Source organism: Pseudomonadota bacterium (assembly GCA_034660915.1).
Lineage (GTDB): Bacteria > Desulfobacterota > Anaeroferrophillalia > Anaeroferrophillales > Anaeroferrophillaceae > DQWO01.
This window is the reverse complement of record JAYEKE010000009.1, coordinates 1-22,137: the sequence shown is the minus strand read 5'-3', so window position 1 is coordinate 22,137 and position 22,137 is coordinate 1. Positions and strand designations below refer to the sequence as shown.

General features: G+C 46.5%; 25 protein-coding genes. 14 read left to right on the top strand and 11 right to left on the bottom strand.

The window, feature by feature from the left end:
- Window positions 1–59 precede the first annotated feature (59 nt).
- The 4 genes from U9P07_00475 to U9P07_00460 form a co-directional block, all read right to left on the bottom strand.
- Window positions 60–1,190 (bottom strand): ATP-binding cassette domain-containing protein, encoded by a 1,131-nt coding sequence (locus tag U9P07_00475; GenBank protein ID MEA2107884.1) that lies wholly within the window; start codon window positions 1,188–1,190, stop codon window positions 60–62.
- A gap of 95 nt (window positions 1,191–1,285) precedes the next feature.
- The gene (locus tag U9P07_00470; protein ID MEA2107883.1) at window positions 1,286–2,143 is read right to left on the bottom strand and encodes a glycine betaine ABC transporter substrate-binding protein; all 858 of its coding nucleotides are present in this window, start codon (window positions 2,141–2,143) and stop codon (window positions 1,286–1,288) included.
- 294 nt (window positions 2,144–2,437) lie between these two features.
- Complete coding sequence (locus tag U9P07_00465) at window positions 2,438–3,289, bottom strand: proline/glycine betaine ABC transporter permease (GenBank protein MEA2107882.1); 852 nt, start codon at window positions 3,287–3,289, stop codon at window positions 2,438–2,440.
- On the bottom strand, window positions 3,289–4,482 hold the full coding sequence (locus U9P07_00460; protein ID MEA2107881.1) for a glycine betaine/L-proline ABC transporter ATP-binding protein: 1,194 nt from the start codon (window positions 4,480–4,482) through the stop codon (window positions 3,289–3,291). Before U9P07_00460 ends, U9P07_00465 begins: the two co-directional genes overlap by 1 nt.
- 270 nt (window positions 4,483–4,752) lie before the next feature.
- Here U9P07_00460 and U9P07_00455 point away from each other — a divergent pair, with 270 nt between their 5' ends.
- The 9 genes from U9P07_00455 to U9P07_00415 all read left to right on the top strand — a co-directional run bounded on the left by U9P07_00455 (window position 4,753) and on the right by U9P07_00415 (window position 12,333).
- Window positions 4,753–6,798, top strand: a complete 2,046-nt coding sequence (locus tag U9P07_00455) for a HEAT repeat domain-containing protein (protein MEA2107880.1) — start codon at window positions 4,753–4,755, stop codon at window positions 6,796–6,798.
- A complete protein-coding gene (locus tag U9P07_00450; GenBank protein ID MEA2107879.1) occupies window positions 6,791–8,305 on the top strand; it encodes a hypothetical protein in 1,515 nt (504 codons plus the stop codon). The genes U9P07_00455 and U9P07_00450 overlap by 8 nt, the downstream gene beginning before the upstream one ends.
- 127 nt (window positions 8,306–8,432) lie before the next feature.
- Window positions 8,433–8,642, top strand: coding sequence for a hypothetical protein (locus tag U9P07_00445; GenBank protein MEA2107878.1), 210 nt, complete (start codon window positions 8,433–8,435; stop codon window positions 8,640–8,642).
- 60 nt (window positions 8,643–8,702) lie between these two features.
- Window positions 8,703–8,915: a hypothetical protein gene (locus U9P07_00440; protein ID MEA2107877.1), complete on the top strand. Its 213-nt coding sequence runs from the start codon at window positions 8,703–8,705 to the stop codon at window positions 8,913–8,915.
- Between the two features lie 12 nt (window positions 8,916–8,927).
- Entirely contained in the window at window positions 8,928–10,415 is a 1,488-nt protein-coding gene (locus tag U9P07_00435; protein ID MEA2107876.1) for an AAA family ATPase, read from the top strand.
- Window positions 10,416–10,477: 62 nt separating this feature from the next.
- Window positions 10,478–10,855, top strand: coding sequence for a DUF1257 domain-containing protein (locus U9P07_00430; GenBank protein MEA2107875.1), 378 nt, complete (start codon window positions 10,478–10,480; stop codon window positions 10,853–10,855).
- A 46-nt stretch (window positions 10,856–10,901) separates the two neighbouring features.
- Entirely contained in the window at window positions 10,902–11,096 is a 195-nt protein-coding gene (locus U9P07_00425) for a DUF2997 domain-containing protein (protein ID MEA2107874.1), read from the top strand.
- A gap of 129 nt (window positions 11,097–11,225) precedes the next feature.
- Window positions 11,226–11,609, top strand: a complete 384-nt coding sequence (locus U9P07_00420; protein MEA2107873.1) for a hypothetical protein — start codon at window positions 11,226–11,228, stop codon at window positions 11,607–11,609.
- Between the two features lie 295 nt (window positions 11,610–11,904).
- A complete protein-coding gene (locus U9P07_00415; protein MEA2107872.1) occupies window positions 11,905–12,333 on the top strand; it encodes a hypothetical protein in 429 nt (142 codons plus the stop codon).
- A 78-nt stretch (window positions 12,334–12,411) separates the two neighbouring features.
- Here the strand turns inward: U9P07_00415 and U9P07_00410 are convergent, their stop codons facing one another.
- From U9P07_00410 to U9P07_00395, 4 genes are all read right to left on the bottom strand, one after another.
- On the bottom strand, window positions 12,412–12,858 hold the full coding sequence (locus U9P07_00410) for a flavodoxin domain-containing protein (protein ID MEA2107871.1): 447 nt from the start codon (window positions 12,856–12,858) through the stop codon (window positions 12,412–12,414).
- Window positions 12,859–12,907: 49 nt separating this feature from the next.
- Window positions 12,908–13,621 carry a thioredoxin-dependent peroxiredoxin gene (gene prxU, locus U9P07_00405; protein ID MEA2107870.1) on the bottom strand — a complete coding sequence of 238 codons (714 nt, stop codon included), beginning with the start codon at window positions 13,619–13,621 and terminating at the stop codon, window positions 12,908–12,910.
- A gap of 184 nt (window positions 13,622–13,805) precedes the next feature.
- Window positions 13,806–14,915: a hypothetical protein gene (locus U9P07_00400; protein ID MEA2107869.1), complete on the bottom strand. Its 1,110-nt coding sequence runs from the start codon at window positions 14,913–14,915 to the stop codon at window positions 13,806–13,808.
- Between the two features lie 51 nt (window positions 14,916–14,966).
- Window positions 14,967–16,334 (bottom strand): cytochrome ubiquinol oxidase subunit I, encoded by a 1,368-nt coding sequence (locus tag U9P07_00395; GenBank protein MEA2107868.1) that lies wholly within the window; start codon window positions 16,332–16,334, stop codon window positions 14,967–14,969.
- Window positions 16,335–16,586: 252 nt separating this feature from the next.
- Between U9P07_00395 and U9P07_00390 the strand changes: the two genes are divergently transcribed.
- Window positions 16,587–16,748 (top strand): hypothetical protein, encoded by a 162-nt coding sequence (locus U9P07_00390; GenBank protein MEA2107867.1) that lies wholly within the window; start codon window positions 16,587–16,589, stop codon window positions 16,746–16,748.
- Window positions 16,749–16,751: 3 nt separating this feature from the next.
- On the opposite strand, the gene U9P07_00385 is transcribed toward U9P07_00390, so the two are convergent.
- Complete coding sequence (locus U9P07_00385) at window positions 16,752–17,450, bottom strand: Crp/Fnr family transcriptional regulator (protein ID MEA2107866.1); 699 nt, start codon at window positions 17,448–17,450, stop codon at window positions 16,752–16,754.
- A gap of 225 nt (window positions 17,451–17,675) precedes the next feature.
- On the opposite strand from U9P07_00385, the gene U9P07_00380 reads away from it, so the two are divergent.
- Window positions 17,676–17,834 (top strand): hypothetical protein, encoded by a 159-nt coding sequence (locus U9P07_00380; protein MEA2107865.1) that lies wholly within the window; start codon window positions 17,676–17,678, stop codon window positions 17,832–17,834.
- A 48-nt stretch (window positions 17,835–17,882) separates the two neighbouring features.
- On the opposite strand, the gene U9P07_00375 is transcribed toward U9P07_00380, so the two are convergent.
- On the bottom strand, window positions 17,883–18,584 hold the full coding sequence (locus U9P07_00375) for a response regulator transcription factor (protein ID MEA2107864.1): 702 nt from the start codon (window positions 18,582–18,584) through the stop codon (window positions 17,883–17,885).
- 3 nt (window positions 18,585–18,587) lie between these two features.
- Entirely contained in the window at window positions 18,588–20,249 is a 1,662-nt protein-coding gene (locus tag U9P07_00370) for a DUF3365 domain-containing protein (protein MEA2107863.1), read from the bottom strand.
- A 465-nt stretch (window positions 20,250–20,714) separates the two neighbouring features.
- Here U9P07_00370 and U9P07_00365 point away from each other — a divergent pair, with 465 nt between their 5' ends.
- The 3 genes from U9P07_00365 to U9P07_00355 form a co-directional block, all read left to right on the top strand.
- On the top strand, window positions 20,715–21,179 hold the full coding sequence (locus U9P07_00365) for a Rieske (2Fe-2S) protein (GenBank protein ID MEA2107862.1): 465 nt from the start codon (window positions 20,715–20,717) through the stop codon (window positions 21,177–21,179).
- A complete protein-coding gene (locus U9P07_00360; protein MEA2107861.1) occupies window positions 21,179–21,895 on the top strand; it encodes a cytochrome b N-terminal domain-containing protein in 717 nt (238 codons plus the stop codon). Before U9P07_00365 ends, U9P07_00360 begins: the two co-directional genes overlap by 1 nt.
- Before the next feature lie 24 nt (window positions 21,896–21,919).
- Window positions 21,920–22,137 (top strand): hypothetical protein (locus U9P07_00355; protein ID MEA2107860.1); only part of this gene is annotated, 218 nt, incomplete at its 3' end.

Sequence of the window (22,137 nt, the reverse complement as noted above, 5' to 3'; positions counted from 1 at the left end):
AAAAGAACCTGGGTGGAATTGTCGAGAATGAACTGTAATACTCCCATATCGTGTCCTCCTCAGTCTTTTTCCACGTCACTGGTAAACACATCTTTCATCTTTTTATGGATATCATTATAAGCTACGGCGCCGATAAAATCACCGTTATCATCGACAACACATAAGGTAATGACATCCAGCATGAGCATGGATGACAGAATATCACGAGCCGTTGTCCGCCTGCTGATCTGCAAAGGATATTTTTCCACGAAATCACGGACAGAGCCCTGTTCGTATTTAAGTCCTTTAGGGGTTACAAAACCGAGGGGCTTGCCGTTTTCAAGGACAATGGCGTGACGAAAACCCTTGGCATCTAACAGTTTCAACACCTGCTCGGTGGAATCGCCGCCCTGGACAAGGTTTCGCGGCTGATGATTGCAAACGTCTTTTGCCAGAATAATACCCAGAACTTTAAGCGCCCGGTCAGCACCGACAAAATCAGCCACATATTTGTTTTTGGGCTGGGTAAGTAAAACTTCAGGGGTGTCATATTGCACCAGAGCACCATCGGTAAAGAGAGCGATCTTATCACCCATCTTGATGGCTTCATGGATGTCATGGGAAACAAAAGCGATGGTTTTTTGCAGTCGCTCCTGCAGCTTGAGAAATTCGTCTTGAATCTGCTCCCGGTTGATAGGATCGATAGCGCCGAACGGCTCGTCCATCAGCAAAATCTCCGGATCAGCAGCCAGTCCGCGCGCCACCCCCACCCGCTGTTGCTGTCCCCCTGACAGTTCAGCCGGATAGCGGGAACGAAAAATATCCGGATCCAGACGAACCATGCTTAACAACTCATCCACCCGGGCCTCTATTTTTTTAGTTTGCCAACCCAGGAGTTTGGGGACCACGGCAACATTATCGGCAATGGTTTTATTGGGAAACAGGCCGATATCCTGGATAACATAACCCATCTGGCGCCGCAGCTGCACCTTGTCCAGATCCATGATGTTTTGATCATTTACAGTGATTGTCCCCCGGGTAATCGATTCGAGCCGATTGGTCAACCTGAGGGTAGTGGTTTTACCACATCCGGAAGGTCCGAGAAAAATTACGGTCTCGCCTTTTTCAATATCAAAAGTGACATCCTCCAAAGCGGTTACCGCGTCCTGGCCTTCTCCATAGATTTTGGTCAAATGATCGTAACTTATCACTTCACTCTTGCCCTCCGTTATTACTTCGGAGAATTGGGAGCAGAAAACTGTTCCGCTCCCAATTCCCGCTGCTTAATATTGTCTGAATTGCTGGATTACGGCAGCCATTTTTTTACTTTTTCCGGATTATCCTTGACCCACTGACGGGCGGTTTCCACCGGGTCAGCGCCATCCTTGCGGTTCATAATCATTACTTCGGCGATATCTTTTGGTGACCAGTTGAAATTACCAAGGACTGCGTAAACCTCGGGCATATCTTTTTCCAAGCCCTGACGGACGATCGTACCGATGAACTCCTCACCACCATAAACCTTCTTGGGGTCGTCAAGATATTTGAGATCCCAGCGGGCAAACTTCCAGTGCGGCGTCCAGCCGGTTACCACTATCCACTCGTTGTTCTTGATGGCATCCCCCAGAGCGGCCGCCATGGTAGCACCGCTGCCCTCCAGCAGATCCATTTTGCCAAGACCATATTTTTTCATTACTACTTCAGTTTTTATCATCAGACCGGCCCCGGGATCGATACCGATAATTTTATTATCAAACTTGGCGGCATTGGCCCGTAAATCATCAATAGTGTCAATACTGACGTAATCGGGAACCACCAGGCCGATGCGGGTACCGTGCAGGTTGGGACCCAGATCAACCACCTTGTCCTTGAACCGTTTCATATATTGCCCATGGGTGGTGGGCAGCCACGCGGCGGTCATGCCATCAGCATCACCGACGGCAATCGACTGCCACATGGCAGCGGCAGCTACAGGAATAACTTCAACATCATAGCCGAGATTTTCAAGCACGGCCTTCATTACATGGGTTGAGGCAGTAGCGCAGTCCCACTCAACGTAAGCTAATTCAACCTTGCCTTTACCAGCCAGGACCGGATTAATTCCGATTGTCATGGTGATGGCTGCCAGGACCACAAAAATTACCAGTAATTTCTTAATTTGCATCTTTTTTCCTCCTTCTTATTGAGTTATTGTTACCTAAATTAAGCGATTAGCTTTTAGCAGTTAGCTATTAGCTCAATAATTACAAGATGTTTAATATCACCCACCTTCACCCGTCGGGTGTTGTTACTAATCAACGTAAGGCCCTGATTTTTAAAAGCTAATTGCTAATGGCTAACCGCTAATAGCTCAGCTTAGGTGTTATTAAATTTCCTCGACTTTCTTATTTTTTCGGCCTCTGGGGCATGCTAAAGCAATGTCCCCGGGAGTCTTTCTTTCGTGTAATACAATTTATCATCAGCCACCATTAGTGGTATATTTTTGCTTGCCAACCTTCTGGCTGATCCGATCGAGGACCATGGCGACAATAACAACCCCGATCCCGGCCACGAATCCCTTGCCGGGCTGCAAGCGCTGGATAGCCTTCCACACTTCACCACCAAGGCCTTTAGCCCCAATCATGGCGGCAATAACGACCATTGACAATGACAGCATGATAGTCTGGTTGACCCCGGTCATGATTGTCGGCGTGGCCAGCGGCAGCTGCAGTTTGAACAGCTTTTGTGAACGGCTGGAACCAAAAGCGTCGGCTGCTTCAACCAGGTCGGCCGGGACCTGCTGAATGCCGAAACAGGTCAAGCGAATGGCCGGCGGCATGGCAAAGATCACGGTTGAAAAGATTGCCGAAACCGGGCCTAAGCCAAAAAAGGGGATCGCCGGAATCAAGTAGACAAAAGCCGGCATGGTCTGCATGAGATCGAGCAGGGGCATAATTACCCGGTTGAACCGTGGAGAAAGGGCAGCCCAGATGCCAAGCGGAAGGCCAATAGCAACCGCCACTGCCGTTGAAATAATAACCAGGATCAGGGTGTCAATCGTGGCATCCCAGAGGCGCAGGTTCCAGATCAGCAAAAACCCAACCACGGTGATAATCGCCACTTTGCGATCAGCCAGTTTCCAGGCTATTAAAGCCAGACCGATTATAATCAGCCAGGGCGGCAGGAAATCCAGGCCGGCCTGCAACAGATCGATACCGGATTCAAGAACATCAGCAACCGCTTTGGTTAAAAAAGCAAAGTTATTGGTCAAAAAATCAATAGATGTATCAATAAAGTTTTCCAGGGGTAAAGCGGGAATGGTAAAATCCATCAGTCAGTTCCTCCTTCGGCCAGACAGGTGAGCAGATCCACCCGGGTTACAATGCCCAGCAACTTGTTCTCTTCGTCAACTACGGGCACCGGCCGGTGGGTTTCAGCCATAATGGCAAACAGACTATTTACCGGAGCATCGGCCTTGACCGCCTGTAGATTTCGCTCATAAAAATGATCAATCGGTTTCTGATGACTTTTGATCGCTTCCGAGGCTTTGTCGGCAGTCAGCTGCCCGCGGAAGCTATAATCCCGGTCAACCACAAAAATAGAGCTGATGCCTTCATCCTGCATTTTGTGGAGGGCGGTGCGGGGACCGTCGGCGGGAAATGCCACAACCTTGGCCCGACTCATGATTGACTGAACGGTGAGGATTTTGGCTTTATCGACATCTTCGACAAATTTTTCAACATAGCGGTTAGCCGGATTTTCCAGAACATCTTCGGGAGTGCCGATCTGGACGATTTTGCCGTCCTTCATGAGGATGATCCGGTCGCCGATTTTCAACGCTTCATCAAGATCATGGGTAATAAAAACAATGGTTTTCTTAACTCGGGCCTGCAGGGAAATGAGCTCATGCTGCATATCCCGACGGATGAGTGGGTCGAGAGCGGAAAAGGCTTCGTCCATCAGCAGAATATCAGGATCCACTGCCAGCGCCCGGGCCAGGCCGACCCGCTGCTGCATGCCACCGCTCAACTGGTGGGGGTAGTAATCCTCCCAGCCTTCAAGTCCAACCAACTGAAGTGCTTCACGGGCTTTCTCTTTTCGCGCAGCCGGGTCAACACCCTGGAGTTCAAGTCCGTATTCAGCATTTTCGATAACTTTCCGGTGCGGGAAGAGAGCAAAATGCTGAAACACCATACCGAATTTATGCTGTCGAATCTGCAGCAACTGCTGGTGACTGGCAGTGGTCAGTTCATCGCCATCAATGGCAATCGTACCAGTGGTCGGTTTATTGAGCAGGTTGAGGCAACGAATCAGGGTTGATTTGCCGCTGCCGCTGAGCCCCATAATAACCAGGATTTCGCCTTCGTAGACATCAAAGGTAGCACCGACCATACCGACCGCCAGACCGGTTTTCTCAAGGATTTCAGTCTTATCGACACCATCCTTGAGCATTTCCAAGGCTCGCTTTGGATTGGCGCCGAAAATCTTGCTGACATCCCTGACCTGAATTTTAACTTTAGCCATACATCGCCTTTTTTAGATAAAAAATAACACCTGAGTGCAGGGAAAACCCCACACAAAAACACCCCGTATCTTGCACCCGGGGCTTACTGTAAAAATACTTTGTGCTAGAAAGATTTGAGTTCGTAACATATCGCGAAGCATAAGTCAAGATTGGTGTTGGTACGAAATCCGGATAATGAGGTTTTTGTACACTGTATATTACATTGACGTCAAAAGTTAAGGGGATTAGATATTATGGCAAAACACTTTTAAATCATGTTAAATAGGCGTATGGCTAAACAACCCATCAATATCCCTACCTCTGAAATTATCGATGATCTATTGATTGATAACTGGGAGTTACGCTGGCAGGTCCTGGATATTTTTTATCAGACTCGTGTCAAGGTCAGAAACTTCGGCAAATCTTCTCCTTATCATCGGAGCATTGCCAAACTTTGTAAACAGATAATCAATACACTGCAAAGTGAAAACGATCTCAATCTGCATCTTATTATCCTGGCAGTATATCTACTTGGAGGGATGGAAAACATCTTTCAGCTTCTGGATAAACTCGATATTGCCAACAAACCCAAGGATACTGCCCCTTTATTGTCTCTAAAGGAAAAGATAATTAGAGGAAACCAGTCTCATACCTTTTTTGACTACTTTCTCCTCCTTTTTGAAGAAGGGCTTTATTGGGGTAGCACGGTGGTCCTGAGCCTTAAGCTTTTCGAACCTGATGAGTTGCTGGAACTTTTTTGCTCCATCAAATCGCCGGAAAACCAAACGCTGGCATTCAAACAACTACAGCAAGAATTCCCTCAGGTTGAATTCAATAAAGCGCTCACTGCTGACAACCTCCAGTTGATTAAAAAAAATCCTCAATTGCTTGTCTTTCTGCAACCAACTTTGGAACCAGCCGTTTTAAAACAGGTTGAATCCATGGTGCTGGCCAATCTGAAAAACCATGAACACCTGGAAATAACCCTGGAGACTTGCGCCAAGCTTAAACTTTCTGCGGCAATCCCCCAAATAACAGCGCTGTTGAACGATCAAAATCTTCATCCGTTCGTCACTGCTGCTTTGGAAAAGCTGGGATCAATTATTGCCTTGCCCCCCCTGCTTTCAGCCAGCCGTTCTTTTTTTGGCAGCAGAAAAATAGAAGCAGCCAGGCTTCTGGGAAATTACCAGGACCAGCAAGCCATTGATTGCCTGAAAAAATTAAGTTCTTCGTATAATAAAAAAGTCAGGGAAGTCGCCCTCCATTCATTGGCATGCACCGGTCAGATACAGTCATTAACAACTCTGATTGATTATCTCATTAAAGCCCCGGCAAAAGAAAAAAAGAAGCTATTGGGTACCATTGCCCAAAAGCATTGGCCAGATGTCCCTGAAAAACTGGTTGAAAAGGTTCTCCCCCTGATTGGAGATTCATATCTTGCTCCTGAAATTTTCGCAGCCCTGACAACTATGGGGCATGGGCACCTACTGCTACCCCAGTTCAAGGAACTAACCACACTGCTAAAAACGGAACATCATAAGGCATTCTGTCTCTTCCTGGCCAAATATGCCGACATACCGGCGATAAAAAATGCCTTGCTGCCCCATTTACAGCACCCCGACTGGGGATTTTCTTATCAATTGCTCCATGGGTTGCAAGATCATTTCACTATAAAAGACTTCCCAACTCTTTTCACTCTTTTACAGCTGCGTGAATCCTACAAACCGTTGACCATCAAAGAACGCCTGGAACTGGGAAAAGGCGATGATGATTTCATCCCGGCCATGTGCAATTATCTGAATCTACATCCCCTGGTTGCCCAGCAACTTCTTTTTACTTTAAACAATCACCTACTGACCAGTAAGCCGCCAGTTAAAAGGAAGGAACTAGAAGACATATTCGCAGGACAAGCGGCAGGGTTGAAACAACTGATCATGGAATCTCCTTTTGAACATCAGGAGATATCCCCGGAAGAATTATATGTCCTGTTATTATTCTGTACTTATCTGGACAAAATTACCGTTGACGGGGTTAGTTGTTTTGCGATAGTAGTCAATAAAACCAGGAAATACAGTGGTTTTTTCAGTGAAACCATCTGGTCAATTATCCTCAGGATTTTACAATCGGAACGTGCCAGCACCGACACCGCTCTCCTTCCCTATCTGGATCAGTTGCTGGAAATTCTGCGTGGCCGAGAAGAGGTTAATGAACTGCGGGCCATTGCCTTGAGCATAAAGCAATGGATTTTTTCCTCCTCACGTGACTTGGCCGTATTTATTGAGTCAAGCCGTTATCGTGACCTTCAGGTTTTTAAAGTAAAGAAAGTCCATGGCTAAACTGATCTCTTTATTCTTTGGAAATGCCTTCATCCTGGCTTATGCTCTGGATGAAAGCACTAACCAAATAGAAGCCATCAACCTGAAAGATATTTCACTTCCTATCACTCTTGATAGCTTGCAGACTAAAGAAACCATCTATCCAATACCGGCAATGATCTGTTTTGACGACCGAATTCTTTACGGCCAGGAAGTACGCACCCATAAAAAGTTCTTTTCGCCCCATACGTTCCTTTACATGAAGCAGTACATAGCTAAAAATCAGTATCTGCCGCGGATTATAGGCGATCAGGAAATATCCAACTTCCAGGCAGCTGAAATTCTGACGATCAGCATTATTCACCGGATTGAGGAAATCTATGGCGCTGAAAATATCTCCATGTATGTTTTCCCGGTGCCTCCGAAGGGGTTTGAGATTTTTGCCCATTGGATAGAAAGATTCTGTTTCCGCATCGGCCTGGTTAACTTTAAAATTGTCGATGGCGGTGTTTGTTCCCTGCTGGCCTACGAGCTCGGACATGAGCTGGGAACCAATTTCTTGTATATCAATTTTGGCCCCATGTGCCTTGATCTCTACATCCTCAAAGTCGAGGAAAGCAATCATGAACCAAGGCTAAGAAGCGTGTTGCTTGGGGGACTGAGTAAAAATTACGGTAGTATTGATATCCATAAAAGTCTCAGGGATGAACTGATTGACTACAAAATTACCGTCCGCAAGGCAGCAGAGATCGTCCATCAGCTGATCAATAATCAGACATTTGAAGAAGAGACCAACGGCCGGCAGTTGCGTTACAGTCGCACTCAACTTCATGAACTGCTCAACCGTAAAGGCTATGGACAGGAACTGAAAAATATTCTTACCGATCTCATTGATCTGGCATCAGGCATCGGGGTTACCTATGAAAGCGTACGGTACGTTCTCTGTGCCGGCTCAAGCCTCCAGGTTCCCTATTACCGCAATATTCTTAAGGATTTTTTCGGCGATAAACTGCTTTACAACAAAGCCCATAATGCCCTGGCACTCGGTGGCTTGGCATACCTTCAGCATCAGGACAGTGGCAATACCATCAAGGCTAACTATGCTCTCCGCAGCCGGACAGCAAGGGGGGAAGGTTATAAATTTGATGTTATTATTCCCAAAGGTACAGCTTATCCCACCCAAAACGGAGTTACGACCTTAATTGCTAACGGATTTTATGATGGTCAACAGGAACTGGAACTGTGTATTTTCCGCATGGATATTCCTGAATCAACCGACGACCGGGAAATCGTATTGACTGAAAAGGGATCATTACAGGTAGAAGAAAACATCTCTGAAGAACAAAAATTTTTCGTTAATGAGGCCAAGCCTGAAATCATTGCTCTCGACCCACCCGGAAAGAGCGGAGAAAAACGTTTGGAAATCACGTTTGATGTCAGCATCAACAAAGACCTCCTGATTACGGTAAAAGATTTACGACGTAATATGGCCATCTGGAAAAGCAAAAAATCGATCCGATTGGAGTGACAAAATTGAGCGATAAGCTTTTAGCCGTTAGCTATTAGTTTAATGATTAAAGGGATTATACACTATATACTCAACTTTCTGAGTTGCTCTAAAAACAGTGGAAAGAAATTTACAGGGATGTTCCGGCATGGCTCTCGCTCAATCTCGCCGGCCGTCTATGGCCGGCTTCCGAGGCGTCCGCCGCGAATCACGTCGTGTGATTCGTTCGGCGGCCAATACCGCTATGAGCCAAGCCCGAACATCCGGTAATATGTCCCTGGCAACACAAGTCAGAAAGTTGAGCTCTATACATTCAGTTACCTGCTTAGCACTGTGCATTATTAACGTAATATCTTGATTTTGCTCAGCTAAATGCTAAAAACTAACTGCTAATTGCTTAACTTAGGAGTAACAAAGTATGCCCGCGGATAAAACGAACAAAGAAAAATACTCTGAAAATCGAGCAGAGGATAATTGTAATCTTGACACAATCCATATTCAAATTGGGGAAAATGGAGAAATAAATGCCTGGGGGCTGAATCAGAATTCTGAAGAGGCCATCCTGGAACGGACTGGGAATAAAAATCTGGCTGAACAACAGCAAAATATGTCCTACACACTTTGTGGCTGATAAGAGGATATCATGAACTTTCTAGAGCATCTCAATGTTATCATGCGCAGCAACCATTCATTGATCAATGTGGTCACCTATGAAGAAACCCGATTAATTACCATGCTGGCAGAATCTTCATTATTCAAAGATAAAAACATTATTCAGTGGGATCTGGCTAATGGTTTCAAGGCTATTCAGGGAAACATTTCCCAGCTGAAAAAATTGGAACGGCCGGATCCGTTGTTATGCTTACGAGAAATAGAGAAATCAAAGGTCGGCACAATTTTCATCCTCCGTGATTTTCATTACCATTATCGTGAAAGCATTGTTATCCGGGCTATTCGCAACCTGAACTATGAATTGCAATTCACTAAGAAATGCATTATCATTGTCACCCCTATGGCATCCCTGCCGATGGAATTACGTGAGGATGTCCTGCAACTGGAACTACCCCTGCCAACCTATGAAGAAATTGAGAAGCAGCTTGAATCCATCATCGCGACTACCTCCCAGCACCGACCGCCAACCCCACAACTGAAGGAAAAACTGGTAGAGTCAACCCTGGGGATGTCACTGGAAAGCATCAAAACCATGTTTGCCCAGGTCATTATTACTCATAATGTCATTGATGAACGGGCTATTGAAATTGTCCTAGAGGAAAAACGAAACATCATTCAAAAAGGTGAAATACTGGAATTTTTCCCTGTACGCGAAGCTCTCAATGATATTGGTGGCCTTGACAGCCTGAAGAATTGGCTGCGCAAGCGCAGCAAGGTATTCACCCGCAAAGCCACAGACTATGGACTGCCTTCACCCAAAGGCATTCTGATTATCGGCATCCAGGGAACCGGCAAAAGTCTAGCAGCCAAAGCAACAGCCGGGCTCTGGAAGCTGCCATTATTGCGCATGGATCTGGGCAAGGTATTTGGCAGCTTATTGGGAGAATCAGAAGAAAATTTACGTAATGCCATCCGTCTGGCCGAAACTATTTCTCCCTGTATTCTCTGGATTGATGAACTGGAAAAAGCCTTTGCCGGCTCCAGCGGTTCAGCCGGAGACAGCGGTACTTCAGCCCGTATTCTCGGGACATTTCTTACCTGGATGCAGGAAAAGTCAAAACCGGTATTTATCATTGCTACCGGAAATGATATCACCCTGCTGCCCCCGGAATTAATGCGAAAAGGCCGCTTTGATGAAATATTTTTTGTTGATCTGCCATCGGCAAGTGAACGTGAAGCAATTTTCAAAGTACACCTGGAAAAAGTGCGCCCGGTAATTCGTCAGTTTGACTTGCAAAAGTTGTCTGCCGCTACCGACAAGTACAGTGGCGCCGAGATAGAACAAATCATTTTTGATGCCATGTTCACCGCCTTTGATGACAACCAGCGGGAATTTACTGAAGAAGATATTATCGCCAGCGTCAAAGAGATTATCCCTATTTCTCGTTTTATGAAGGAACGGATTGAAGGTTTGCGCCAGTGGGCTGTCTCCAGAACCAGAAAAGCAAATAGCGAATAAATTAAAGATTTTAACATATAAGCCATGCCAATTTTTGCAACAGGAGTGGAAGGAGGATAAATATGTCGCATTTCACCAAGGTTGAGACCAAAATAACTGAATTACTTTTTTTGAAAAAAGCCATCAGCGATATGGACCTCGCATATGAAGAAGGGAAGCTGAAAGCCAAGGGCTGGCTTTGGAAAAAAGCTAAAGCAGATATAATCATTCCTACAAAAAGTGGCTATGATATTGGCTTTCAGTTTAACGGCAAATCATATGATGTCGTTGCCGATTGGGACTCCATCGGGGATATTGACCAGGGAGATTTTGTCAACGAACTCAGTCAGCGCTATGCCTATAATGTTGTCAGCGACACCCTGGCTCAACAGGGTTTTATCCTGGCCGAAGAAAAAACAGAGGGTGGAAAAATAAAGATGACCATGCGCAAAGCATCCTGAACATAAACGGCAATAAATGCTTTGCCTATTACAATGGAGAATATATATGGAAGAGATTCAGGTTGAAATAGACCAACATGGCAACGTTCAGGTTCAAGTATCCGGAGCGGAAGGTGGCAAATGTCTGGATTTAACCAAACACATGGAGCAGCTGCTGGGCGGCGAAATCAGTCAGAGAGAATTCACCCGGGAATATTATATCCAGGAAACAGTCAGCCAGGATGAAAAAATTTCCGATTAAAAGATAACTATATTTTTCTTGACAAATGCCGATTATCAGTTATAGTAGAAATGCGGGTAGTAGAATGAATGTATTAAGTGGTGGGATTGCACCTAAAATCACATACAAATTTTGACCGGAGAAGTTATTATGTCTTCCCAATATTCTTTACCAGCATATGGAAATTACCTGCCGGGGAAAAAAACTTCCTCTATGGAAATCATCCAGAGCATCAGTTTCCTGACCAAGCTGGGAGCGTTATGTCTGATAACCGGCAAAGTTTTTATGCTTGTAGCCGTTGCCGGGATATTTGTCCCCACCCTGAATGCCTATGCTATCCCCTGCACCATTATCTGGGGAACACTGGTTTTTACTTCCATCATACTTTGCTCAGTAGACCATTATATCGCCAGGCGTAGAAGTGTGGCAGGAGGAGAGATTGAGAAGCATGGTTATAGCGCTTTGGATGCCCTGATGTACAATTATTCTCCCAACCCCAATAAAGAAGAGGAGCAATATAAAGTAAAAGCTTAAATTATCCTATCAAAAAAAGGTCGATTCAGCCTCACAAAAGGAAGCCGATAATCAGGCTTCCTTTTTTTATTCCCACCACATAGGAAAATAAAACAAACAACGGTCTCGTCCTCTTGTCAAGTTCCCGTTAATATAAAGGTTATTTTTTTTATAGAACAATCATTTTCTCCTTGACTTTCACCTTTTTACTAATTATTTTTTATACTATATACAAAGGGTGATTGCTTGATAACTTGTTAAATAAATTACAATATAAAAAATACATGATTAATGATTCAATGGTAGGAGGCTGAAAATGAAAGGCATGATTCCCGTCAAGGGCTACCAGGACCATGCATCACAGCATGAGGATGCCGACTTCAGGGATATCCTGAAAAACATAAGCCCGCTCACCAAGGTTGGTGCAGGATGCTTTGTCGCCGGGAAACTTTTCGGCATTCTGGCCATCCCCGCAGTTTTTATTCCATCTTTAAACATATTTGCCATACCGCTAATCATTTGTTGGGGATCACTTATTTTTACAACGATAGTGGTATGTTCCTTTGACCATTTTGTGATCAGCAAGAAAAAAGCCGAGGCATCCCAAAGCAAAGCAGCAGAGGTTCAAACCTGGCTTGCCGAAAACCCGGATCTCCGGGAAGAAATTTTAGCTGATTTGCTCCAGGAACATAGGGAAACCACAGAAGAGAAGAAGAAAATTGTAAAACTTTCAAACTATCGCTAAATTTAAATCAGATATCAATAAAAAAGGGTGGCTGACAAGCCACCCTTTTTTATTGATAATGCACGTAAAAAAGTGGGATCAAATAAGTGAAGCCACTGCCTTGCCATAATCCTGACAGGCTTTGATGATTTCAGGATCATCTGACTTAAGTTTTGCCTCAAGAGCATTGAAAGATCCCAGGTTGACCAGATTCATTTTCAAAACATACTCCATGGTATCGGCAATCACTTTTGGAGCATCGCCTGAATGAGTATAGGAACCAAAGGCACCGGCAACCTTGCCGGCCAACCCGGCTTTTTCCGCCAAAAAGAGGAAGGTTTTAAAGTTCTGGGTCATATCACGATGATAGGTCGGACAGCCGAAAATATAACCGTCATAACCAGCAAGATCTTCTTCCTTTTTAATGGTTCCAACTTTTTTTAATTCCACCTCAGCCCCGGCAAAGCGAACCCCTTCAGCCACAAAGTCAGCCATTTTTTCCGTATTTCCCGTCCGACTGAAATACACAACCAATACTTTTGCCATTTTCTTTCCCTTTCATTTTTAAGTTAATACCACAAGGATTACAAGAGAATTATTCCGGTTTCCACACCTTCCATACCTTGCCCACCAGGTCCGGCCCCGGATTCAGCACTGTTTTCCCGGGGGTCCAACCCGAAGGACATACTTCAGAACCACCGGTTTTCCGCACATGCTGAAAAGCCTGAACTTGTCGCAGGGTTTCATCGACGCTGCGCCCGACCGGCGGAGTTAAAATCTCCATAGCCTGAACTACCCCGTCCGGATCGATAAGAAAACGTCCGCGAACATCAACCCCGGCAGCTTCGTCATAGACACCATAAATTTTTCCTAAACTGCCAGCACCATCTGACAACAGCGGATAAGGAACTCCGCCATCAACCATTTTTGAAAGTTCCTCTTCCTGCCAGATTTTATGAACAAAAACACTGTCAACACTGACTGCGAATACTTCCACATCCAAGTCCTTAAATTCATTGTATCGCGCGGCGACCGCCGTCAATTCGGTCGGTCAGACAAAGGTGAAATCACCGGGATAAAAACAAAGAAGAACCCATTTGCCAAGATAATCGGACAACTTCACCTGGGTGAAATCTCCATTGATAAAAGCCGGCGCGTTAAAATCAGGAGCCTTTTGGCCAATTTTCACTGTTACCATTGTCTTTACCTCCTCCATATTTTTTGTTTGACGTTCCTCCACTCCACTTTCTTGATCACCCACTACAGAACCGGTCGGGGCAGCACACCCAAGACCTTTTTTCTCTGCCATCATGATCCCCTTTCCTCAGTCAGGTATCAATGGATATTCGTGCTTGTCACCTGGATTGGATATCCATCGAAAGGTTAAAAGAAAGTTCCATTACCAAAAGAAATGACCAGGCCTAACCCGGCGACAACCACAAACCAGGCCACCATTAAAAACGTAGTTATTTTACCGAATTTTTCCATGATTTTCAGCCCTCCTCAACCGATAAGGTTCCCCGCCCCAGCTTGAAAGCGATAGTGATGGGATAGGCAATGACCACCAGGCCCATAACAAACGTGACTAAAAATAAGGCGGTACTGCCCAAATCCAGATTTACGGGATATTGATAGACAGAATAGTCAAACTGTTCCAAATAGCTCATCCGCAGAACTTCCCTGGCGGTTGACATCCCCATGACAGCCACCAGCGACAGGATTCCCAGCGGCAAAGCATAACGATCGGGATCTTTTTCCGCGATCATAAGCAGCACCATCACCAGAACCCCCAGAGCGGCTCCGAGCAGAAAAATCGGGTTGATGTAAAAACTGAATTTCATCGGCACCGTAAACAGCCACCAGAAACCAATGACCACTTGAATCATAGCTGCTATTTTGGCCATCCTGGCACCGGTTTTTCCCACCCAGTCCAGATAATCCTGGTCAAAATCAGGCCGGGGACGAAAATACCAGGCATAAAGCATCATGTAGATACCAATATTGATAAATGCCGGAACTATAAAATGGAGAAACCGACCCAGACTGAAAGCATGAAAGCCACCGCCCAGGGTCTGGAGGGAGCCATTGACAATATACCAGGAGAGCCATTTTTCCGGTAGCAGCTGCTGCATGGCAAACATACTCATGATCACCCCGGCAAAAATCACCATGACCAGAGAGAAAAGGCCAAAAATGCCAAAACCGGCAGGGTTTTTACTCCTTTTCAGATAAAACACATACAGGGATAGAAAACCCAGGGTTATAACCAGCAGGAAAGCCATAGCCCACCAGGCAGAAATAGAGTTGGCCGCATACCAGAAAGGATCATAAATCACCTGAATGAAGAGCAGCGGAGCAACCCCCAGGACGATCGCAACCGATAGGTTTACCGTACTACAGCGGGCCATGGTTTTTGAAAGCAGTTTACCGTATTCACCACCTTTCAGGTGATGGTACACAGCCAGACAAATTCCGCCAATTACCAAGTTTACAAAAAGAATATGCAGGGCAAAGGTTAAAACCATCAGCCCCTGAAACAACCAGGGGAAAAAGGGTATTCCCATGGGGTCTCTTAAACCGATCAAAGCACTATTTATATCCATAAGTATTTCTCCTCCCGTAATTTATCTGCAGCAATAAGCTCATTATTGCCCTTATTCATCCCCATGCAATATCCACTGGGGATCCACCTCCGCCGCCGTTTCATCCCCTGAGAGCTGGGAAATAAATACCGCTGCCGCCCGGCGTTCCACCTCCGTCCCGGCAAATGCAGGCATATAGGGATAATCTCCCAGGGATTCCAGGAAATAAAAAAGATCTTCTGCCGAGGTCATTCCCATATTATTGACCAGGCCCGGGAGGGAACTGCGGCCGTCCTTCTCCATGGTATGGCAGATAACACATTCCAGCTTGGTTATGACTTCACCGGCATGCAGGTAATTTTTTTCATTCACCTGCCGCAGGGAATCAGGGATAAAATAGTAATCCGAGAGGATGCCACTATCTGAAAACTTATCCACTTCGGAGCGAATCCCTTTGGCCTCTACATCATGGGCTATCACTTGGTTGCTGTAGAGATATCCGGGAATCAGGTAGGGACGTCGGCCGATTTCCCGCACGCTCTCCCCGCCGCCGATACCGATAAAAATGATAATAATCATTCCTATGGTGATCACCGGCCTGGCTACTCTGGTCACTCCGAAAAGCAGGATGACAAAGTAAATACCGGCGATGGCCGCCGCCACCAGGGAAACATTGAACATGGTCTTGGCATAGGCGAAGGAGTCAATAATCTCCAGGGTGCGGGCCGGCAGTTTGTGATAATACCAGAAGGCAAACAGCCCCCCGGCCAGCAGACCAGCCAAGCCCCAGGCACCGGCGGTTTTAATGACGGTTTTCCTGGTTTTCAGATCGGCGATAAAACTGGCGACCACCGCCGCGTAAGCACCGGCAATGGCAAGCATCATCGAAGTCCGGAAAAATAACTGCGGCCAATAGGTGGGATTGAAGAAGCCGTCAAAAAAGCCACCGGTTTCAGTCCACTTCCCCGGGGTCATCATGAAAGCCAGAATACCGGTGATAATCACCATGCTGATCCAGGCGGCCAGAGCATAAAGCAGCCCGATACGCAAATGGGCCTTTTGAGAAATTTTACCAAAGGTATAATAATAGATATAAATGGTCACAATCTCAATAATAAAGAAAACCCACTCGGTAGCCCAGCCCCAGACATAGTTATGAATCAGCCCGGAAATAGCCCGGGGGCTGATGATGGTACTGGCAAACCAGATGCCGACCCCGGTCAATGATCCGGTCACAAAACAGAATATCAGCACCATGAGGGTAAACTTTTTCAAAAATTCCAGCAGACCGAGATCATTCTCAGCGTAGGCTTTCCGTTCAAGAAAATAGGTAATCCAAAAACCACCGGTAGCCAGGTGACAGGGAAGAATGTGAAATGTGGCAATTAAGGCAATAATCATCCCCCCGCCAACCACAGGAAACTCAAAAATTGGATACATCAGCCAACAACCTCCTTTCCAGATACTTACTTAAAGATAACCAAAGAAAAAAATTTGGCAAGTTAAAAATAAACCTGACAAAAGAAAAATCAGCATCCGCTCGGACATTAACTGACCAAATAACTTATCATAATATACTTTGTCAAGTTTTATTTAAAAAAATACCATAAAACCAAAGATTTGTTTGACAATAACTCAACTTTCTGAGTTGTTCTAAAAACAGCGGAAAGAAATTCCCAGGGATGTTCCGGCATGGCTCTCGCTCATTCTCGCCGGCCGTCCATGGCCGGCTTCCGAGGCGTCCGCCGCGAATCACATCGTGTGATTCGTTCGGCGGCCAATACCGCTATGAGCCAAGCCCGAACATCCGGCAATATGTTCCCGGCAACGCAAGCCAGAAAGTTGAGACAATAATAATCATATATCTATTTTACCCAGGGAAGCTAAATCTTCAAGCGCCGGCCGGTCAATAATCACAATATGGGAACCATTAAGCTCCACCATACCTTGATTGCTGATTTTGGCCAGCATACGTGACAAAGTTTCGGGGATGGTACCAAGCAGGCTGGCCAGTTGGGTTTTAGTAATATCCAACTCTATTTTTTTGGCATTGTCCTGTTGTTTGCTCAGATAGAGAAGATAGGCCGCCAGCCGTCCGGGAACCTCTTTCAGGGACAAGGAATCAATCATAACGGTAAACTGGCGCAGACGTCGGGATAGGACTGCCAGCATATTCAGCGCCATGGCTGGATACTTTTCTATCAATTGAATAAATGCCTGACGAGGAAAGAATAACAGCCGGCTCTTCTCCAGGGAAACAGCATGGGCAGGAAAACTCTGGCCGGCAAATACCGGTACTTCGCCAAATGGTTCACCCGTCCCAAAAATGTGGAGAATCTGTTCCTTGCCGTTTGGTGATAATTTATATATTTTCACCCGACCGCTCTGCACCAGATAAAAACCATTCCCTTCATCACCTTCGGAAAAAATCCACTGGCCTTTTGGCAGCAGTTGCGGCTCACAGATCGCAACCAGTTCCTGCAGGTAGGGCTCCGGTAAACCGGAAAATAATGGTGAAGAGGCTATCAGGTCATTTACTTCCATGTTCATTTCCATGACCGGCTCCAAATAATAATGGCTGACAAGATTGCGTTACCTAATCTGAGCGATTAGCTGTTAGCTATTAGCATTTAGCTAGGTAAAATCAAGTCATTAACTAAACAACTTAAAACACCAACCGGGTTAAAACTGTAAATAACGAAACATGTTGAATTTATTAAGCCTCAACTTTCTGAGTTGCGCTAAAAACAGCTTAAAATAAATCTCCAAGGATGTTCCGGCATGGCTTTCGCTCATTCTCGCCGGCCGTCCATGGCCGGCTTCCGAGGCGTCCGCCGCGAATCACCTCGTGTGATTCGTTCGGCGGCCAATACCGCTATGAGCCAAGCCCGAACATCCGGCAATATGACCCTGGCAACACAAGTCAGAAAGTTGAGTTAAGCTAATAGCTAACCGCTAATGGCTAATAGCTTAACTCAGGTGTTATTATCAGGCATTGGCATCATCCAGCCGATAACCAACTCCGGTTACGGTGACAATCAGTTCCGGAGATTCCGGATTCCGCTCAATTTTCTGCCGCAGATGTTGTATGTGAACATCAATGGTCCGACTCCAGGAATAAAGGTTTTTCTTACCCCACAAAGCATGTCTCAGATCATCCCTGGACAGGGTCTCGCCAACATGCAGGGCCAGAAAGTAAAGTAAATCAAATTCCTTCTTGGTCAGATTTATGCTCCGGTCAGCCAGCCATACCCGGCGAGCAGGACAATCTATTTTCAACACCCCACAATTAATGCTGAGAGGCCGTTGTTCTTTCTGTTTTTTCTGTCTTCGCAGACTGGCATTGATCCTGGCTTCCAGTTCCAGGAAAGAAAAAGGTTTCACCAGGTAGTCATCGGCACCACATTCAAATCCAAGGACCTTATCAGCCACCGAATCCCTGGCCGTTAACATGATAATCGGCATCTCATAACCGGCGGCCTTGATTTTCCGACATAACTGCAGGCCATCAAGGTCGGGCAGGGTCAGATCAAGAATAAGCAGGTCTACTGATTCCCGTGCAAGCAGATCAAGGGTCTCCTGACCGTTGGCAGCCGCAAGAACGGCAAAACCGGCCAAGACCAGATTGCCCTGAAGGACAGTCACGATATCAGGATCATCATCGACCACCATAATTGTTTTCTCTGCCATCACCTACTCCTGAAACTCAAGATCTTCACCCATGCCGCATAACTTCAAAGGTAAAATAACGGTAAACCTGGTTTCAACCGCGGTCGAACTGACTTCCAGGCGACCGCCGTGGGCCTCCACCAACCCCCTGGTGATAGCCAGACCGAGACCGGCACTTCTTCTCGAACCACCGCGGGCCCGGCTTTGATAACGGGTAAAAATGGTCTTCAACTCATCTTCAGAGATCATCTTCCCCTGGTTGACGACGGTAACCGCAACTTCATCATCAGTCGATGTCATTACCAGGGAAACAGTACCGCCAATGGGAGAAAATTTAATGGCATTGTGGAACAGATTGAGAAATACCTGGTTCATCCGCCGGTAATCAAAGGGGACAATCTTCTCCTGTAAACCATCAATAGAAATAGTAATATTCTTGTCCCGGGCCATCACCTGGAAGAAAAGCACCACCTCAGCCAGTAATTCCTTAAGGTTGACTTCCTCAATATCAAGCTCAAGCTTGTTCAACTCAATGCGGGCCAGATCGATGAGATTGTTGACCATCAAGACCAGGTTGCCGATATTTTTATCAAGGAGCCGCAAAAAAACGACCTGTTCCCGGTCAGCTACGGTTTTCAGCAGATATTCCACCCCACCCCGGATGGTAGTCAACGGGGTACGCAACTCGTGGGAAACGGTGGCCAGGAAATCGGTTTTACGCTCATCCGCCTGTTTAAGCCGACGGTTCGCTTCCTGCAAGGCCTCATTCATGGTCCGCAGCTCCGCCGTCGCCCGAACTATTTTCTCTTCCATCTGCGCCCGGCTTGCACGCACGCTGTCAGCCATGCGGGCGAAAACGCGCTCCAGGTCACCAATTTCATCGTGGCGCTTCGAAGCGGAAACCTGATAATCAACATCCCTTTCAAAACGCTGCATTTTCCGGCGCAGCCTTTTCAATGGTTTTATGGCCAGCAGGTGGTTAAGATAAAAGAGAGCTACGACGGCTATCAGAACCAGGAAAGCCCCAGCCCAAAAAAATGAATACTTGAGAGACACCAGCTTCCGTTCAACTTCGCAATTGGGAATAATAATGCTGATGCAGCCCCTGAGGTCACCAATTTCATAACCCTGATACTGGTGGCATGAAAGGCAGGCAGATTCCACATACATGGGGGCAATGAGGCGAAAAACCTGCCGGCCATCCAGTTCCTGCTGAACAGTATACTCTTTAACTGATTTCCGGCGGAAAAGATCAAGAGCCAGCCGCTCGGTACCATCAGGAACATTATCCATATTGATCAGCCGGGTACTGGTCAAACGAAAACGGTAAAGACCCATCTGACTGGCATATTCGGATAACTCCCTGGTCACCATGGCCGGATTGCGCAACAGGTATTCCTTATAGGTATCGCCAGCCCGGATAACCCCATCTTCAAGATAAGGATTCGCCTCCAGCCCGGCTCTCTTCTCCACGTAAACACCGCCCATATCCGCAAGCCAGCTGCGGGTCAACAGTACCTGCTGACAGAGGATGCGGGCCTGTTTATCCACCTGACTGATGATAAACACCTTTTCCACCTGATAAAAATGGAAAAAGATACCGAACATGCCGATAATCAACAATCCGGCAACCCCGCAGAAATACTTGAAGCTCAAGCGGTTAAAAAACTTTTTCAACTGCTGCAAAAGGTAGCAACCTCGCAAACAATAATTGCTCTCGAACAATAAAACATGAATCAATTTCCCGGGAAATTAGTAGCTAATTAGTTTCCATCCAGAAACTGATGTTTTCGGATGGGCTGTTAGCTGTCAGCCTTTAGCTCTCAGCTTAATATGTTGTTTTTTCAATATTTTACTGAAAGCTGACTGCTGATCGCTGAAAGCGTTCATCAGGAAATGAACGTTTCCGAATGAACACTAATTAAAGTACTACAAATACCTCTCTAAGGTCAAGAACCACCCGCAATAGCTTTTTTTACAAAAACTTTACACCCTTTTACCTCCTGTTTACATACCATTGTTCTATATTACATGTAAGGGGAAAGGTCATCCGGATAATCGTTGCCAGCTTTTCAACCCGGCTGAAACAAGAAAAACAAATAATCCGGCTGAAAAACAGTCATCACGAAAAATAAAGGAGGTGAACAGTTAATGGAAGAAGAAAAAAAAGAAAAAACCGGTGAAGATTTAAGTCGTCGCGACTTTCTGGCCAACACCGCCATGACCCTGGGGCTGGTTGGCAGTCTCGGTGCCGGAGCTGTTTACAGCGTCAAGTTCATGGTACCGGCCAAAAAAGAGGCCAAGTTCAGCGACGTGTTGATCGGCAACGTCAAGGACTTGCCGGCCAGCGCCGCCAAAGAATTCATTGACGGGCAGGGGAAAAAAGCGCTGCTGGTCAACAACGGCCAGGAGGTCAAGGCATTCTCAAAAATCTGCCCCCACCTGGGCTGTGAGGTGGAGTGGCACCCGGAGAAAAAGGAGTTTTACTGCCCCTGCCACGACGGGTATTTTGACGCCAATGGCAAGAACATCGCCGGACCGCCACCTCGCCCGCTGGACGAGTTCAAAGTGAAGGATAAAGACGGTAACATTTATGTCGCCCTGAAAGAGGTGTAATGATGGAAGAAGTCAAAAAAGAAACCGGATGGATAGATAAATCCCTGCCGGTGGACTGGGGAAAAGTCAAGGATGAGGCCATCGGCGAGATCCTGCCCCAGCACATGAAACTGTGGTGGTATTGCCTGGGCGGTGTCCCGGCCCTGATGTTCATGCTGTTGATCGGCACCGGCATGCTGCTGGCCTTCCACTACGTTCCCCATCCTGATAAAGCTTACGAAAGCGTCGCCCATATAACCAATGATATCCCTTATGGCTGGTGGCTGCGCTCCCTGCACCGCTGGGGAGCAGAAATCATGGTGGTTACCGTTTCGCTCCATGCCATCCGGGTATTTGCCACCGGTGCCTACCGGCACCCGCGGGAAGTCTGCTGGGTCAGCGGTGCCCTGCTGCTGCTGCTGACCTTCGGCCTCGGTTTCACCGGTTACTCCCTGGTCTATACCCAGCAGTCATACTGGGCCATGACCATCGGCACCAGCATTGCCGCCAAAACCCCGATTATCGGTTCTTTTATTTCCCGCTTCATGCTCGGTGGCGAAACCATCGGCCCCCATACCCTGAACCGTTTTTTCATCCTCCACGCGGCAATTCTGCCGGTGCTGCTTTTCCTGCTGATCATCTTCCACATCATCGTCATCCGTCTGCACGGAGTGGCGGAACATGTGGTCGGCATGCAGCGCGAAATCGTCCGGGGACTCTCCCGGGGCGACGAATAACAGAGAAAGGAGGTAATTGATCTTATGAGTACACCACAAACACCCAGAGAGCAGGAAGAATATAAATTTTTTCCTGACCATGTTTTAACCGAAATCAATATCGGCCTTTTTATCCTCTTTCTCTGCACCATCCTGGCCATTGTTCTGCCGGTGGAAATGACCGAAAAGGCCAATCCCCTGATCACGCCGGAACATATCAAACCGGAGTGGTACTTTTTCCCCATGTACAAGTGGATCAAAAT